Source organism: Haloarcula halophila (assembly GCF_029278565.1).
Classification (GTDB): Archaea; Halobacteriota; Halobacteria; order Halobacteriales; family Haloarculaceae; genus Haloarcula; species Haloarcula halophila.
This window is the reverse complement of the sequence record NZ_CP119561.1, coordinates 215,898-229,903: the sequence shown is the minus strand read 5'-3', so window position 1 is coordinate 229,903 and position 14,006 is coordinate 215,898. Positions and strand designations below refer to the sequence as shown.

Sequence of the window (14,006 nt, the reverse complement as noted above, 5' to 3'; positions counted from 1 at the left end):
TCCCGAACCGCACCGCAAGCGTTGGGATATTTACTGGTCTACGGGCAAACCTGTTCTTGTGGGGCGACTCGCCCCGTCGATTTGTCGAACAGGCGCACCGATGGCTGGGCCAGACAGCCGTTACTCCTATCCACAGAGGGACTCGGAGTTACCGTCGCTCGCATATTCTCCGCCGCGTTCAAGTCGCTGTTAGCAACCAACTCGCAGTTCTCACAGACGTACAGACCACGTTCGACACGGTTCGAATCGGCTTTCATCCCACAGGCACAGCACGTTATCGACGTGGCCAGCTCGTACTCATCGACTCGCTCTACCTCAATCCCGCGTTCTTCAGCCTTGTACTCGATGTGACTCAGCAGGGTGTCAAACGCCCAGTCGTGCAGACGCTTGTTCCCGTGGCGGCCCCAGTCTTCATCCACACGAATGTTCTTGGGATGCCCGACCGCTATCGTCTCTACGCCACGGTCTGCACATTCCGCTACGATATCTTTCGAGAGTGCGTGCAGGTAGTGGGTCTGCCGCCGAGATTTCTTCTGGCGTGCCCACTCTGCATGGGTGCTAGGGCCGTTCTCGCCTTCTGTATTGTATTCTTCCTGGCGGAAGTAGTGGGCGTCTTCTTTCAGGGCGTTCCCTGGATATAGCAACGTCTCATCCCCGACTGAGACAGCCGCAGTATTACAGATTCCGAGGTCAACACCAGCCGTCTTCTCGCCAGTTGAGTCAGTGGCGTCGATGGCGATTTTACAGACGAAGTGGAGTTCCCAGTGGTCGCCGGTCCAGACAATACGGACCTGCTGTACGTCCTCGACGGCAGTCAGGTCTGCGTCCGGGCCGGTGTCGTATTCACAGAGGATGAAGTCACTCCACCCATCTTTCAGGTTCTTCCCTTTCGACAGCCGGACTTGCTGGTGTTCGGAGTCGAGTTTGAAGCCGTCTTCTTTGAACGTGATTGTTGAGCGTGGCCGGTCGTCACCGTGTTTCCGGTAGCCCGGTGGGTTAGCGTCTGGGTTGTCTTGTTCGAACCAGGACTGGAAAGCGCCAGCCAATTCTTCGACGATTGCCTGGCTTGATTGGGCGTTCAAATCTTTCCAGCACGGTTGGTTCTTCATGTAGGACTTGAGCGGTCCTTCCTCGGGTATTTCACCGGTTTCGTCCCAGATATGGCCAGCAGTCCACCGAGCGACGTTCCAGATTTTACTGCCGGAACGAGCGAGTGAATCGAGGTCCTGCACGACACCCCCACGATCGTTGGTGAGTGTCGCTGTAATGGTGCGTGTCGTGACCAGATTCACTATACATAGCCTATGACAGCACGATGATTTAATGGCTTTGTATCGGTATTGAATATCCAGCCGAGCGAAGCAGTGACGCCTTCTTACCGGAGCGTACGCGATTCACGCCCGCCCTGTTCGCTCCTCGGTTCCGACTGAGCGTCGGAACACTCGTCACTCACGGAAAGGGCGGGATTCTCTCGCTGAATCAAGATAGATCTGCGCCATCGGTGGAACACCCATCTGAGCTTACGGCCTTCACCCTCGGGGTCAAGCCCCGAGGCACTCGGCCTGTTCCGCCTGTAGATTCCCTCACTCCGGTCAGTACAAGATGTCTATGGCTCATCCCAGGTGAGGCTCTCAACGGTCGGAAATTCAGTTTTTGCGGTTTGTGGCGGATTATAGTATCGGGACTTGATGTCGTAGTATCCGAACTCCGGCGGGATACGAGTACACGCCTCTGCCAGATTTGCGTCAGCTGTGTGAGTGATGATACGGATTCGGCTGTTCCGCTCGAACAGTCGAACCGCTAATGCAACTAATGCCGCGTCTATCCAGTTGTTCGTCTCTGGGTACTTGCTCTGCTGGTTGAGAAACGAATCCGCGACGAACCGCGCTTGCTCTACTTGGCCAGCATTGGGGTCGTAACCGTCAGATCGGTTCCCGGGGAGTGGTGTCGCCACTCGAAGCCATCCTTCTTCGATTGCCGCATCAAGATACGGGTTTGCCGGTGAATCAACGGTTCCAGTATCTGCGAGTTCGTGATAGACCGCTGCTGGCACCCAGATCTCGGTCTCACCTTCCGCAACGGCACGCTGAAGCGATTGTAACTGCGGACTGGGATGTTTCCCGAGATTCCGAAACATCACGGTGTCCGCGATGTTTGCAGTATATTTCTTCGCCATTACGGTTACTCGTCGAAGAGTTCGTGTCGTAGATTGCTTTCTTCGTCGTCGAAATCATCTGGTGTGTATGTTGTCGCAGCCGAATTGTCGTCACCAAGATCAAGAATCGAATAGAGCGCCTCGACAAGATCGTACGTGGTTCCAGTGGAAAGGCCTGTAAGTTCAGCCATCTGTCGGATCGTGACATCTCCCTCGCTGTGTGCATTCACAAGGTCGTGTGCGAGTGCGAACGTGACGAGGCCACTATCGTCGAGAACGCGTTGGATAGCTGGATACTCATCTTCATGCGCAACGATTTCGACAAGTTCGGGTGTAACCGAGACCTGCGTGTTACGAACTGTCAGCTTCAGCTCGAACTCCTCGGCTGCGTACACAGCAGTCCCGGCGTCGTCTCCAACTTGGCTGATCAAACCAGCCTGTTCCAGCTTGTGAAGGTAATCGTAGACAGTCTTTTTCGAGACCGGTGTCGTTTCGACGAGTTCTGGACCGGTCATCGTTCCTGCCCGCCTGATCGACGTGTAGAGGGCAGCAAGATCTGTATTGTCAAGTAACTCCGTGAACGCCGGAATGTTCGTAATCGTCCTCGGAGTTTCCCCCGCGTTTCGAACGTGTTCCGTGTCGTAGCTCATATCGTATAGAATTACGAAACTAGAAACTATAAGTGTTTGCCTCTGACACGAGTCCAAGAGTTCCTCGGTATCCAGCGTCGTCGAGAGAGAAGCTCAGGAGAAGATGGAGTCGTCGTCCACCGAGAAATCGACGTTGCCACCGAACGCGGCCCAGAACAAGCCCAGCAAGGGACCAGCGATCGCCAGGAAGAACAGGTTACCCAATGGGTGGGGCGGCAGCAACTCCCAGAACGAGAGGGGATGCAGCGAGATTGCTGGCCCGACGAAGAACAGCACCCACCAGCCTGCCCAGATCGTCGTTGCGATCCACCGCGTCGCGAACAGCATCCCGACGAAACTGAATCCCAGGACCAGTAGCGTCGACCCAACGGGGCCGAACCCCCATACGCCGAACACCAGCAGCGGGACCGTTAGCACCAGGCAGATCGGTCCCAAGATCGCTCCCATGATAGCTCGAGCAACGGGGGAGTGGCCACTGGACTGGCCCTGTCGCCGGCGTTGCGAGCCCCCGGTGCTGACATCGTGGTCGTGGGCCTCGTTGTGGCAGCGCTCGCAGAGTGTGACGAGATTCTCGAGGTGGTTCGACCCGCCGTGACTCAGCGATGTCTGGTGGTGGGCGTGCAGCACCGGACTGTCGGGGCCACCGTAGGGTCCGCTCGGCGTTCCACAGGCCCGACAGGTCCGTTCATGGACCAGCGTGAGATCGCGCTGTCGGGCGGGTTCGTCCTCGCGGCAGTGGTGTGGTACTTCCTCTACGCCCGAAACAAGACCACACAGCAGGGTGTGCTCTCGGACTACATTCAGCATCGTGACGAGGAGCTTCCCGACCAGGTGGTCAGTGCCGCAGACGCCGTCGCCCCGACGGCGGACGAGGGCCCGACGATCATGGTCGCGCTGTCGAACCCACGAACCGAGAGCGCCCTCATCACCCTCGCCAGTGCGCTGGCGAAACACGAGGGCGGACGGGTGCTGGCGACCCATATCGTGACCGCCCCGGACCAGACAGCACTCGACACAGCTGCGGAAAACCGGTCGCGGATAGACTCCTCCTCGGAGAAGCTGCTCACGGCTGCGAAAGCCGACGGTGGCGCACTCGATGTGCCGATAGAGACGAAAACGATTCTCTCACACAGAGGAATCGAGGAGGTGTTCGACGCGGCCCGGACGAACGATGCCGACACCGTTGTGATGGGGTACGGTGGGACGCAGTTCGCCGGTGGCCGTGCTGGAGGGGCCCTCGACGAACTGGCACACGACCTCCCGTGTGACTTTCTCGTGCTGGACGGACAGGATCTGACTCTTACCGACGTGCTCGTACCGACTGCCGGTGGTCCGTCCTCCGACCTTTCTGCGGAAGTGGCTCGTGCGCTCCAGGACATCACAGACGTGACGGTATCCCTCTTCCACGTCGTCGACGCCGGCGACGAGGAGGCGGGTCGCGAATTCATCACCGATTGGGCGGCTGACCACCAGTTATCGGCCACAGAAATCCTCATCGAAACAGGAGACGTTGAGACGGCAATTGAACGAATCGGAGAGGACTACAGTCTGGTCGTTATCGGGGCAACTGAACGTGGCCTGCTGTCCCGTATCGTTCGCGGGTCGCTGGTATTGGGGGTTATCGAAACGCTCGATACTCCGGTCCTCCTGGCTGAGCGGCCATCGTCTCGGTCGCTTCGGGAGCGGCTCTTCGGTCGTAACTAGCTTTATTTGTTCTATTTTCTACACTCACCACCAGCCAGAGACAACTGAAGCCCATCGTTCAATCGAGCGGAATGAACTCCCTCCGTATTGATTGGCCAAACAGCGTACTCAGCTGAAAAGCGTCTCAATCTTCGGATTCATCGCACCAATAGCCAGTAACCTCGTCTCCATTATCACGGTCACCTACCCGATACGCCGGGCGGATTTATCGGTGCAGGCTGTGTACGATCCCCTGTATGCCTGAAGAAGTCCTGTTCAAGTCAGAGAGCAACCAGAGTCGAGAAGAGATTGCATCGTACCTCCGGAAAGTCGCGGACAATCTCGACAGCGGCGAGGCGATCAACCTGAAAGCAGGCTCCGAGTCTGTAGCGCTGAACCCACCTGCCCGGCCGACATTTGAGGTCAAAGCTGAACGCGAAGGTCCGGCTGGCAACATGACTGAACGGAGTATCGAGTTCGAACTGGAATGGGACGAGAACGACGGTGAAGAGGGCGGTGGAAGTGGTCAATTAGAAATTGAGTAGTCACTCTGCACGTCTACTGAACAGCTGGTTCGCTGACTTCAGCGTGAAAGAAATGAGGGTACCATGCTGAACTCATCCTCTGTATCTCGCACGTTACGATTGGCAGTTCTCAGTCAGGATACAGACGGCGCTGGTTGCGGAATCCATGGCCGCTGACAGCGATTTTCTGCCTCCCTGCAGAAGCGAGGGAGCTGAGAATGACCACCACGCAGACTGAACGAACCCGCGGCCGCTTCGTACTCATCGGCTGTGGCGACGCGAAAACCGACGATCCAGCCGACGCTCGCAACCTTTACACGTCGTCGTACTTCGCAGTCAAGCGAAAGTACGCTGAGGCGGCCGTCCAGTGGGCACGAACCGCCGACCGGCAAGCAAACGCTTGGGGCGTCCTCTCCACCGAACACGGCGTGTTGCTGCCCCGCCAGACGGTCGCACCGTACGACACAACGATCGAGGACCTGCGGGGCGAACCAATCGACGGAGAACCACACTACCAGCTCCCGTCGGGGGACCGAGTCGAGACCCGACTAGATCGGTGGGCGCTCCGTGTCCACTCGGCGGTGGGCGACTGGCTCCGCCGCCCGTTCGCCGCCGATCAACAGGAGTCCCCGTGTCGGGAGCTGGTCGTCCTGGCAGGCAGCGATTACGTTGATGCTCTTCGCGAGCGCGGGATCTTCGACGGACGGCCGACCGCAATTCGAACCGGTCGCGAGACCTACCGAGCGCTCCCGCCGAAAGCGACTGTCCGGTTCCCCTTCCAGGTGCGGGAGTTCGACGGGATGTTCCAGCAGATGGATTGGCTCTCCGACCGGGCCGAGTCCCTCGATGCAGCCGCCACGCCCGCCAGAGAATCGGAGCTCTCAGCCTTCGACGGAGGCTTCGAGCGCGAACGTGCCTCGTGGCAAACAGACCACAGTAGCGTCGACGTCGACGGCACTGAGCAGGCAGGCCTGGACGCATTCGAAGACGTCCCCGAACGGTTCCGTGCCACGAGGCAGACGAGTCTCGCGACCGACGGCGGCGAGGGAGGCCAAGATGTCTAGCTCACGAAGTCGTCATATCGAACGGGCAGCCGACGTTCGCGTCGGGACCCCGCTCGATCGAGAGACGATCCGGACCACTGAGACTGGGTTCCTGGCCGTCTGTGCTGACCACCACTGTTCCTGGCAGGGATTGTTCCCGAGCCGGGAGATGGCCAGCGAAGCAGTCGAGACGCACGTCGAGCGAGCCCGGCGGTCGCCAGACTACCAATACCACTACGGAAGCCAGTATCCCTTCATCGTCGAGTTGCTTGACGACACGACCGCACGAGTCTGTCCCGATCAGGATCTGGAGCCGCTCAAGCCATGGAAGGCCAGCTACGACGGTCACGGACTCACGCGAGCAGAGTGCGGGCGGCCACCTCTCGACGAGGAACTGCATCGGGGGGACCTCCTCGAGTGCCACGGTCCTGGTGATGGAATGGTCCTCCAGGTCTCTCGCACCCGATCGTTCGGCCTGCCCGCGTTCAGCATCGTCTACGTCTCGCCGGAGGCCGAGACCAACGAAGACGGAAGTTATCGGGAAGCGGACTACCGCTACCTCAACGAGTACGTCGCTCGCGACGGCGAGGCGGTTCGTGTCCCCGACTCCGATCGGCTGTCGTTCCTGGGGCAGACAGACGCACAGAGCGACCTCCGGCGCTGGAATTAACCAACACTGGGTTGGATGCCGTTGGTGTGTTGGTTAAGACGTAGCCGACCCCCGTTTTCTGTTCCTCTAGAGGGTGAGAGGATGTCGACAGACAGTTCCACTCCGACCGAGGAAACGGCTCACAACCACTCCGGCGGCTTCGAGTTCGTCACGCTCGCCGGCGACCACGAGATCGAGGCGGCGTACTCCTGGCGGTACGTCGACCGTATCAAATTGCGGGAGGGCGATACAGTCCGAATCGAGGACACCGACGGCTACTGCGGGGAGGACGAGGAGTTCCGTTGCACCTGCGGCGAGGAGTTCGAAAGCGAGGTAGCGGCGAAGATCCACCTCCGGGAACAGGCAGTTCAAGGGCCGCCAGTGCCCAACGCCGACGCCCCGAACCCGATCTCTTGGCAGGACGAAGTGACTAACGAGTATGACGGGTTCGTCCAGCTCCGCCTGGGTCGTGGTCGTTCCACCGGCAAGGTCGTCGACGGACAGGAGTATCTCGTCGCCGTCTCCCGGGCAACGTACACGCCGCCAGCTGGGTTTCGGTTCGATGCCTGGGAACCCCTGGAGTCCGGACGGCTGACGTTCCCGTCGGGCCGACCACTGTTCTCGGCGCGGTTGCTGTCGCGAGCGCTCGCGACGCTCGTCGACGGCCACCGGTACTCCCCCGAGCGGTACACACTGTACTACTTGGGCGAGGACGGGATGCTCTTGGAAGGACCAACTGACGCCATTCTGGTCGCTCCGAAACAGACCTCGCAGTAGCCTATACCGCGGTTTTCTGTTCCTCCAGCGGGTGAGAGGATGGCTACTCACCCACCCACGCAGTCGTTCCAGCATCGCCCGTCGACGAGCTGTAACTATCCGATCCACGCCGGCGGCGACCCGTTCACGGCGCCGCTCGGGGTCCGGTTTGCCGACCACGTCGACGTCGCCCCGATCAACCGGGAGACCGCAGCCGCCGTCTACGAGGCACATCATTCCTACATGGACTCGCTGCCGTTGGTCAACCTGGCACACCATGGGCTGTACTTCCAGGAATCGCTCGTCGGCGCGATCACCTACCGATATCCGCTGATCTCGAAGAAGCGAATCCGGTACGGCGTCGACGGCCAGTTGCGTCCCGAACCCGTCGACGTCAAGGCATTGCCACGAGGTATTCGTCCAACAGCCCGCCGGGTCCTCCCGTCGACAGACAAACCCGTTGTCGACAGCGAGGTCGTCGCCGGCGACACCATCGTCGAGGCCGCGCGGATCTGTCTCGGTGTTCGGATGCCCAACCTCGCGTCAGCAGCGCTAGCCCGCTCTCAGGAGCGGTTCGTTCGTGACCACGAGGAGCGCGGTATCCGATTCCTGTTGACGTGGGTCCGAGCCGATTTCGACGGCGCGATGGTTCGGGCCCTCCGAGACAAAGGCTGGACCTGTACGGGATATCGAGAGCCCGGCCAAGCGAGCAACCGCGAGGACAAGCCGATCCGGGAGCGATACAAATGGCGGTTTCTCTGCCCGGTCGAGCGCGTTCGCGAGCAGTCGACGCTCAGACGGTGGTCAGAGTGACCATCCAGTGTTCGACCTGCGGGCAACACTGGGAGCGCGACCCAGCGCTGGAGGTTGCCTGCCCGTCCTGTGGCGCAGACGTCGGCAGCCAGTGTCACCGTCCAAGCGGGCATCCCTGTGCTGTCCATGCGGGGCGAGACAAGCGAGCGCTCCGCGAGGTTGCGGGCTACGAGCAGTGTTCAGGGACGGACCCAGAGCAGCCCAACGCTTCCACAGAGAGGGGACAGTCAGGTATTACTCAGTGGGTAGAGAAATAACTCAAACAGTATTTTTATGTTATTTTCCTTGGGAAATGGGAAAATATGTTGCCAGCAACTGTTAAAGAAAGTCTGGTAAGCATTCTGGAGACGGATCGTCAGGCGGCTAGAAACGTAGCTGTCCAGTGGTTTGAGGATGCGTCACACAACGATGTCGATCTCGCAAAGGCCGACGGCCAGACCACGCTTCGGTCCTGCGGGTTCACGGCGGTCTTCGAGCACGGCGACGGCGGGTACGAGTCCCAGGGAACAGCCTCACTCAATTTCGTGTACGATGGCGAGGAGTACATTCTTCGGAGTCTCACGGTTCCTTTCGAGCCGGTGAGCCACGCCGTCGGGGCCGGAGGGTCGGTTCGGTTCCCGCCGTTGAATACCAGTTAGAGAACTCCCTCGATTGTGGCCCCCTGGTACAGTAGCTGATATTCTGAAGCCTGCAATTCAAGTACCGACGGAGTGTACAGAATAATATGAGTCAAGTGGCACGTCAGATCGTTCGTGAACTCCATGACGAGCCACATCTAGAGGGACGACGAATCACGGTTCAGTTCATCAAGACACAGATCGAAGACCGTGGTCTCAGTCCCCGAACTGTCGCTGACCGCCATGATATTGATGTCGCAGATGTGTATCGTGCACTCACGTATTATTACGATCACCCAGAAGAGATGCAGGTCGTAGAAGCCGACAGAGAGGCAGCGATCGAAGAGCACGAACACCTGACCACCGATCCTGACGACGTCCGGGACTGATGGCGTATCGTATTTTGGCCGACGAGAATATTGAGCGTGCGACGGTCACGTATCTCCGGAAGCTCAGTCACGACGTGGAGTGGATTCGAGACGTCTCCGAACTTGGTGTCGGTAGTTCTGATACCGCTATCGCCAGTTACGCGACGGCCGGAAATCGGCTGATTCTGACCCAGGATGATGATTTCTTTACCGAGATGGACCTCTCTCAGAGTCCAGGGGTTCTCTTCCAGAAAGACCAGACGCTCGCTGCACGCGAAGTCGGCGACATCGTCCACGAAATGTCTGAGTATCTCGATCAAAAGGATGTCACGCTGGAATATGTCAGTTCTAACTGGCTGTAAGAGGAGTTGACAGCTCGTCGGTTTCCTACCGTTACAGACAGACTAGCTCTCTCCCCCGGGTTTTGTGTGCCTCCTTGGAGGTGAGAGGATGTCTCGAAACCAGTCTCGACCCGGCAGTGTGGGTGTCTCGTGTCAGAACCACTCGGCGTTCATCGAGTCCATCGCGAGGAGCGCTGGCGAAGACGCTAGCGACGACCTCGAAGCCGTGGTCCTGCGGGCGGTCGCCCGGCACTCGGAGATCCTGGATCTGCCGGACGTACTGGAACTGCGGACGGTCCTGGACGTCGACCTCGACGAGACGGCGCCGCTGGAGGCCCGAGTCGCGACGATCGTCGACGCCATCGAAGCAACGGTCGCCAGCTGGCCCCAACAGGAGGCCCCGGAATGAGCTCGGAGGGGACCGCAACGCTGGGCGACTTCGGCGCCGGTGTCCGACGGTCGGAGGCGATGATCGACAAAGAGCAGGCGGCCATCGACGCGACCGTAGGCCAGTGGGAGTTCCAAGCCCGGACGCGGAACATGATCGGGTGGCACGTTCCCGAGACGACGGCGGCGCTGCTCCTGCGGTCGACGAACCAGGGCTGGGCGCTCCGGCGGGCTGGGAAGTTGATCGGGTCTCGGGATACACTCGACGAGGGACTCTCCTTAGCTCGCAAGCACATGCAAGAGCGCCCGGAGGGCCAGCGATGAGCGACGATCGCGACGCCATCCTCGACGAACTCCCGCCCGAGCGGCTGTTGGACGGCGACCACCTCCAGCCGATTCTCGCTGGGATTCGCTGTATGCGCTCTGTCGAGACCGTCCAGCAGTACCTCGCGTACGAAAACCAGCACCGGAACCGGACGCCGGTGCAATCGTACTTGCGGATGCGAGCGCGGGAGCTTCGTCGAGAGGAATCCGAGTCAGGTGAGCAGATTCCGGGCTGATTTTCTGCACCCCCGGTGGCTGAGGGGTGTCCCAACGAGGACGTCCCGCCTGCAACACATGGCTACCACAGAGACCACGACGAAGATCGACGTCGAGGAGGCTGGCCCGGACAAACGCACCGTCGCCGCACTCACCGAGGTGATGACCGTCCTGGATTCGATCGGCCGGGCGCGGGACGCACTCGGTCTGTTCCTGGTCAACTCCAGTTCTGGCTCCGAGTATCTCGTCGACACCTCCCAGGGAACGTGCGAGTGTCCCTGGCAACAGTACAACCCCCGCCAGGAGTGCAAGCACCGCAAGCGGGTCGCCTTCGCGACCGGCGAGCGACCCATCCCCGAGTGGATCGGCGCCGACGCCCTGGACGACCAGTTCGGGATGCACGTCGACGGCGAGCCGCGCCGAGCAGTGGCCGACGGGAGCGCCGCACAGGCCCGTGTCGACGATGGCAGTGTCACCGATCCAGCCGAAGACCCCTTCGCAGTCCACTCCGAAGACGAGCCACGGACCAAGCGGGCCCAGCGCGAGTCTATCGACGTCGCCTTCTTGGAACAGCCCGGTGTGTACGAGGTTCACTCGGCGTCGGACAGTCGCTACGAGGTCGACGTCCTTGAGGAGACGTGTACCTGTCCCGACACCGCCGATCGGTGCAAGCACCTCCGCCGGGTCGATATCGAGATCCGCGAGGGGCTGGTGCCCCGCCCCGACGGCAAGCTTCCCGACGCCTAGACAACCCATCCAGCAGAACATTCAAGCATGTACGTAAGGAATTCTTACATAGAGAAAATAATGAGCACTGACGAACCAGAACTGACGACGGTTACCTCGAAAGGACAAATCACAATTCCGAGTCGGCTCCGTGACGAATTCGGACTTGAGCAGGGAACGAAACTGATGGTCGTCCCGACGGAACACGGCCTGATGTTGAAGAAACTCGAACTGCCCTCCGTCGAAGAGTTTCAGTCGCGTGTCGAGGGGCGATCGGGGACGGTCGAGCTTTCGATGGACGACATCAACGAGCTCGTTCACGAAGGGCGAGATAGCGATACATGAAGGCTGTTCTCGATACGAACGTCCTAATTTCTGGAGTCATCGCAACCGGTGTTCCGCACGATTTGATGACCGCTGGATTCAAAGATGATTACCAGATTATCGTCTCCGTGGAGACACTCACCGAATTCAGGGAGACGCTTCTGAAGTACCCTGATCGCTTCCATCTGGACCCCGAGGAAGTACAGAAGGAGGTTGAAACGGTTCGGTACTTCGCCGATTTTGTCGACCCAGATGTGGAGATCTCCGCTGTGGAGGATGATCCGGATGACGACAAGTTCCTCGAAGCAGCGGTAGCTGGCAACGTCGATTACGTCGTCTCCGGCGACAAGCATCTGCTTGGACTAGAGACTTTTCGGGGAATCGAAATCGTTGAGCCACGGACATTCTACGAGCGGCTCGGACTCTAAAACGTCTTCCTAGCCGACGCGGTTGTTTTCTGACTCCCGAGGCGGGTAGAGGAGCGATTCTCCATGTCTTCGCGACCTGTCCAGACACGACTCGACGCATCGACGCAGAACTGTCCCGAGTGTAGCGCCAGCCTGGCCACGAGTAGCGAGGGAACACACTGTTCGGAGTGTGGCCTGGTCGTCGACGAGCAGCCTGTCGACCACGGCCCCGAGTGGCGCTCGTTCGACGACGAGGAGTGCAAGCGGACCGGCGCTCCCCGAACAGTCCTGCGCCACGACCGGGGCCTCTCGACGACCATCGGGGCCGCCGACAGGTCGGACATCTCCGCAAGTCGGCGCCGGCGACTTGCTCGACAGCGGCGACTCCACAGCCAGTCGAAGTTCGAGAGCAAGCGCGATCGGAATCTCGCGCACGGCCTCGGCGAGATCCGCCGGATGGTCAGCGCCCTCGAACAGGCCCACGCTGTGAGAGAGCGAGCCGCGGCACTCTTCCAGCAGGCCCAGGACGCCAGCCTCCTGCACGGGCGGTCGATCGAAGGCGGTGCAGCGGCCGCCGTGTACGCTGCTGGCCGGTGCAACGGCGTCGTTCGCATGAGCGACGTGGCCGAGATCGCTCGGTGTTCAGAAGAGCATACCTGGACCTGTTACCGGGCATTTCAAGCAAATCTCGAACTCCCGATTCCTGTTACCCTGCCCGTTGATTGGGTCCCAAAAGTCTGCTCGGACGTTCCCCGACGGGTGCCCCACGACGTGCAGCAGCACGCGAGCCAGCTAGCCGAGCGGGCCACTGAATCCGCCCAGATCAACGGAAATCCGGTGGGCATCGCAGCCGGTGCGGTGTATCTCGCCAGTCGGAACGCCGACCAGCGGATCACGCAGGAAACTCTGAGCGGGGCCACCGATCTCTCGACAACGACAATTCGGCTCTGGTTCCAGCGACTCCAGACCCACATCCTTGACTAAGAACTCGGTCAGTACATCTTTGATGACGGCAGTAGTGGGTTAGATATGTCGTTCAGTGTTAGTTGGCACACGCTGCTGGACGAGGCTGAAGAGCTTTCAGCCGATGCGGTGCTGGTGACACCACTTTCACAGACGCCGTTCCGGATCAGCGATACACAGGAACATCGAATTATCATCGAGTACGTCGAAAAAGACGAGACACGGCCACTCCAACGCGAGCAATTTGAGACGCTGTTCCGTCGGGTTAGCGATGCGTCGGCTCAAGAGTTCGATCTTGACCGGTTACCACCCGACGCTGAGCCGTTCGCTGCGGTTTGGTCACTCCACCCGCGCATGGAAGTCGATGAAGACATTGGCGTCATCCGCCAGACAGACCTCGAAACGACTACACAACTGGCCACATCCGGACAGGAAGACGAACAGACTGAGCGCGAAGAGCCGGATTTACAGCTCTATAGCGATGCGCTCCTGCTGACCGACGCCTTAGAACGCCACGATATGACCGATCCCACAGCGATCGAAACGAACGCACTCGTGGATCTCTATACGATGCTGTCAGATGTCCAGCGTAGCGCTGACGATCTTCGCAAAGAGATCGCCGACGTTCTCTTGAGTCGGCTCCATCACGACCAACCTGTCAGTGGACAGTTCGGCTCGGTCCAACGGACGACGCGTAGCCAGCGCGCGCTCAAGGACGAAGAAACGGTGGTGAACGCGTTGGAAGCGGCCGGTATCGACCGCGAACGGGTTACCAGTCTTGACCGCAACAAAGTCGATGATGCACTTGCGGTGACCGAGCTTGCAGAATCGGATCTCTACGAACTCGACACGACCGAGTACGTCCGGAAAGCCGATGTCGACGAGGAGTCCAAGGAAACACGGCTGCAAGGACTGAAAGATCGGCTCGCGGCTAGCGACGCTGCTGACGATGAGGTAGAGCAGTTACAAGCCGAGATTACGGAGCTTGAAGACCGTATCGAGGAACTCACATCGTTCACATCTGCTACTTCCTATCACACCTCCTCAACCGGAGGATAGT

20 protein-coding genes and 2 pseudogenes are annotated in these 14,006 nt (G+C 59.7%); 17 read left to right on the top strand and 5 right to left on the bottom strand.

What is annotated here, in order from left to right:
* Positions 1–38: 38 nt before the first annotated feature.
* The 5 genes and pseudogenes from P0204_RS19610 to P0204_RS21205 form a co-directional block, all read right to left on the bottom strand.
* Positions 39–1,295 (bottom strand): RNA-guided endonuclease InsQ/TnpB family protein, encoded by a 1,257-nt coding sequence (locus P0204_RS19610; RefSeq protein ID WP_276224484.1) that lies wholly within the window; start codon positions 1,293–1,295, stop codon positions 39–41.
* Between the two features lie 311 nt (positions 1,296–1,606).
* A complete protein-coding gene (locus tag P0204_RS19605) occupies positions 1,607–2,176 on the bottom strand; it encodes a PIN domain-containing protein (protein WP_276224092.1) in 570 nt (189 codons plus the stop codon).
* A 5-nt stretch (positions 2,177–2,181) separates the two neighbouring features.
* Positions 2,182–2,805 carry a transcriptional regulator gene (locus P0204_RS19600; RefSeq protein ID WP_276224091.1) on the bottom strand — a complete coding sequence of 208 codons (624 nt, stop codon included), beginning with the start codon at positions 2,803–2,805 and terminating at the stop codon, positions 2,182–2,184.
* A gap of 93 nt (positions 2,806–2,898) precedes the next feature.
* A complete protein-coding gene (locus P0204_RS19595; RefSeq protein WP_276224089.1) occupies positions 2,899–3,252 on the bottom strand; it encodes a hypothetical protein in 354 nt (117 codons plus the stop codon).
* A 90-nt stretch (positions 3,253–3,342) separates the two neighbouring features.
* Positions 3,343–3,501 (bottom strand): annotated as a pseudogene (locus P0204_RS21205) (HNH endonuclease); the annotation flags it as partial.
* Here P0204_RS21205 and P0204_RS19590 point away from each other — a divergent pair.
* The 17 genes and pseudogenes from P0204_RS19590 to P0204_RS19510 form a co-directional block, all read left to right on the top strand.
* A pseudogene (locus tag P0204_RS19590) lies at positions 3,490–4,509 on the top strand (universal stress protein); the annotation flags it as partial. The pseudogenes P0204_RS21205 and P0204_RS19590 overlap by 12 nt on opposite strands.
* Positions 4,510–4,745: 236 nt before the next feature.
* A complete protein-coding gene (locus P0204_RS19585; RefSeq protein WP_276224088.1) occupies positions 4,746–5,033 on the top strand; it encodes an amphi-Trp domain-containing protein in 288 nt (95 codons plus the stop codon).
* A 197-nt stretch (positions 5,034–5,230) separates the two neighbouring features.
* On the top strand, positions 5,231–6,076 hold the full coding sequence (locus P0204_RS19580) for a DUF6884 domain-containing protein (protein ID WP_276224087.1): 846 nt from the start codon (positions 5,231–5,233) through the stop codon (positions 6,074–6,076).
* Positions 6,069–6,725 carry a hypothetical protein gene (locus tag P0204_RS19575; RefSeq protein ID WP_276224086.1) on the top strand — a complete coding sequence of 219 codons (657 nt, stop codon included), beginning with the start codon at positions 6,069–6,071 and terminating at the stop codon, positions 6,723–6,725. The genes P0204_RS19580 and P0204_RS19575 overlap by 8 nt, the downstream gene beginning before the upstream one ends.
* A gap of 81 nt (positions 6,726–6,806) precedes the next feature.
* Positions 6,807–7,481 carry a hypothetical protein gene (locus P0204_RS19570; protein ID WP_276224084.1) on the top strand — a complete coding sequence of 225 codons (675 nt, stop codon included), beginning with the start codon at positions 6,807–6,809 and terminating at the stop codon, positions 7,479–7,481.
* Between the two features lie 39 nt (positions 7,482–7,520).
* On the top strand, positions 7,521–8,273 hold the full coding sequence (locus tag P0204_RS19565) for a hypothetical protein (RefSeq protein WP_276224083.1): 753 nt from the start codon (positions 7,521–7,523) through the stop codon (positions 8,271–8,273).
* Positions 8,274–8,575: 302 nt separating this feature from the next.
* Positions 8,576–8,911: a hypothetical protein gene (locus tag P0204_RS19560; protein ID WP_276224081.1), complete on the top strand. Its 336-nt coding sequence runs from the start codon at positions 8,576–8,578 to the stop codon at positions 8,909–8,911.
* Positions 8,912–8,997: 86 nt separating this feature from the next.
* Positions 8,998–9,279, top strand: a complete 282-nt coding sequence (locus P0204_RS19555) for a DUF433 domain-containing protein (protein ID WP_276224079.1) — start codon at positions 8,998–9,000, stop codon at positions 9,277–9,279.
* Positions 9,279–9,620 (top strand): DUF5615 family PIN-like protein, encoded by a 342-nt coding sequence (locus P0204_RS19550; RefSeq protein ID WP_276224077.1) that lies wholly within the window; start codon positions 9,279–9,281, stop codon positions 9,618–9,620. The genes P0204_RS19555 and P0204_RS19550 overlap by 1 nt, the downstream gene beginning before the upstream one ends.
* Positions 9,621–9,708: 88 nt before the next feature.
* Positions 9,709–10,008 carry a hypothetical protein gene (locus tag P0204_RS19545; protein WP_276224076.1) on the top strand — a complete coding sequence of 100 codons (300 nt, stop codon included), beginning with the start codon at positions 9,709–9,711 and terminating at the stop codon, positions 10,006–10,008.
* Positions 10,005–10,310: a hypothetical protein gene (locus P0204_RS19540; RefSeq protein WP_276224073.1), complete on the top strand. Its 306-nt coding sequence runs from the start codon at positions 10,005–10,007 to the stop codon at positions 10,308–10,310. Before P0204_RS19545 ends, P0204_RS19540 begins: the two co-directional genes overlap by 4 nt.
* On the top strand, positions 10,307–10,546 hold the full coding sequence (locus P0204_RS19535) for a DUF8129 domain-containing protein (protein WP_276224072.1): 240 nt from the start codon (positions 10,307–10,309) through the stop codon (positions 10,544–10,546). The genes P0204_RS19540 and P0204_RS19535 overlap by 4 nt, the downstream gene beginning before the upstream one ends.
* Positions 10,547–10,604: 58 nt before the next feature.
* Positions 10,605–11,273: an SWIM zinc finger family protein gene (locus P0204_RS19530; RefSeq protein WP_276224069.1), complete on the top strand. Its 669-nt coding sequence runs from the start codon at positions 10,605–10,607 to the stop codon at positions 11,271–11,273.
* Between the two features lie 60 nt (positions 11,274–11,333).
* Positions 11,334–11,597: an AbrB/MazE/SpoVT family DNA-binding domain-containing protein gene (locus P0204_RS19525; protein WP_276224067.1), complete on the top strand. Its 264-nt coding sequence runs from the start codon at positions 11,334–11,336 to the stop codon at positions 11,595–11,597.
* Entirely contained in the window at positions 11,594–12,004 is a 411-nt protein-coding gene (locus tag P0204_RS19520; RefSeq protein ID WP_276224066.1) for a putative toxin-antitoxin system toxin component, PIN family, read from the top strand. The genes P0204_RS19525 and P0204_RS19520 overlap by 4 nt, the downstream gene beginning before the upstream one ends.
* Before the next feature lie 63 nt (positions 12,005–12,067).
* A complete protein-coding gene (locus tag P0204_RS19515) occupies positions 12,068–12,967 on the top strand; it encodes a transcription initiation factor IIB (RefSeq protein WP_276224064.1) in 900 nt (299 codons plus the stop codon).
* Between the two features lie 45 nt (positions 12,968–13,012).
* A complete protein-coding gene (locus P0204_RS19510) occupies positions 13,013–14,005 on the top strand; it encodes a DUF7983 family protein (RefSeq protein WP_276224063.1) in 993 nt (330 codons plus the stop codon).
* Position 14,006: the final 1 nt, after the last annotated feature.

Coding starts and splice junctions, on each gene's coding strand:
- P0204_RS19580 (WP_276224087.1), top strand. CDS start 5,231: ATGACCACCACGCAGACTGAACGAACCCGCGGCCGCTTCGTACTCATC.
- P0204_RS19540 (WP_276224073.1), top strand. CDS start 10,005: ATGAGCTCGGAGGGGACCGCAACGCTGGGCGACTTCGGCGCCGGTGTC.
- P0204_RS19605 (WP_276224092.1), bottom strand. CDS start 2,176: ATGGCGAAGAAATATACTGCAAACATCGCGGACACCGTGATGTTTCGG.
- P0204_RS19575 (WP_276224086.1), top strand. CDS start 6,069: ATGTCTAGCTCACGAAGTCGTCATATCGAACGGGCAGCCGACGTTCGC.
- P0204_RS19530 (WP_276224069.1), top strand. CDS start 10,605: ATGGCTACCACAGAGACCACGACGAAGATCGACGTCGAGGAGGCTGGC.
- P0204_RS19525 (WP_276224067.1), top strand. CDS start 11,334: ATGAGCACTGACGAACCAGAACTGACGACGGTTACCTCGAAAGGACAA.
- P0204_RS19555 (WP_276224079.1), top strand. CDS start 8,998: ATGAGTCAAGTGGCACGTCAGATCGTTCGTGAACTCCATGACGAGCCA.
- P0204_RS19520 (WP_276224066.1), top strand. CDS start 11,594: ATGAAGGCTGTTCTCGATACGAACGTCCTAATTTCTGGAGTCATCGCA.
- P0204_RS19565 (WP_276224083.1), top strand. CDS start 7,521: ATGGCTACTCACCCACCCACGCAGTCGTTCCAGCATCGCCCGTCGACG.
- P0204_RS19550 (WP_276224077.1), top strand. CDS start 9,279: ATGGCGTATCGTATTTTGGCCGACGAGAATATTGAGCGTGCGACGGTC.
- P0204_RS19510 (WP_276224063.1), top strand. CDS start 13,013: ATGTCGTTCAGTGTTAGTTGGCACACGCTGCTGGACGAGGCTGAAGAG.
- P0204_RS19535 (WP_276224072.1), top strand. CDS start 10,307: ATGAGCGACGATCGCGACGCCATCCTCGACGAACTCCCGCCCGAGCGG.
- P0204_RS19600 (WP_276224091.1), bottom strand. CDS start 2,805: ATGAGCTACGACACGGAACACGTTCGAAACGCGGGGGAAACTCCGAGG.
- P0204_RS19515 (WP_276224064.1), top strand. CDS start 12,068: ATGTCTTCGCGACCTGTCCAGACACGACTCGACGCATCGACGCAGAAC.
- P0204_RS19570 (WP_276224084.1), top strand. CDS start 6,807: ATGTCGACAGACAGTTCCACTCCGACCGAGGAAACGGCTCACAACCAC.
- P0204_RS19560 (WP_276224081.1), top strand. CDS start 8,576: ATGTTGCCAGCAACTGTTAAAGAAAGTCTGGTAAGCATTCTGGAGACG.
- P0204_RS19545 (WP_276224076.1), top strand. CDS start 9,709: ATGTCTCGAAACCAGTCTCGACCCGGCAGTGTGGGTGTCTCGTGTCAG.
- P0204_RS19585 (WP_276224088.1), top strand. CDS start 4,746: ATGCCTGAAGAAGTCCTGTTCAAGTCAGAGAGCAACCAGAGTCGAGAA.
- P0204_RS19595 (WP_276224089.1), bottom strand. CDS start 3,252: ATGGGAGCGATCTTGGGACCGATCTGCCTGGTGCTAACGGTCCCGCTG.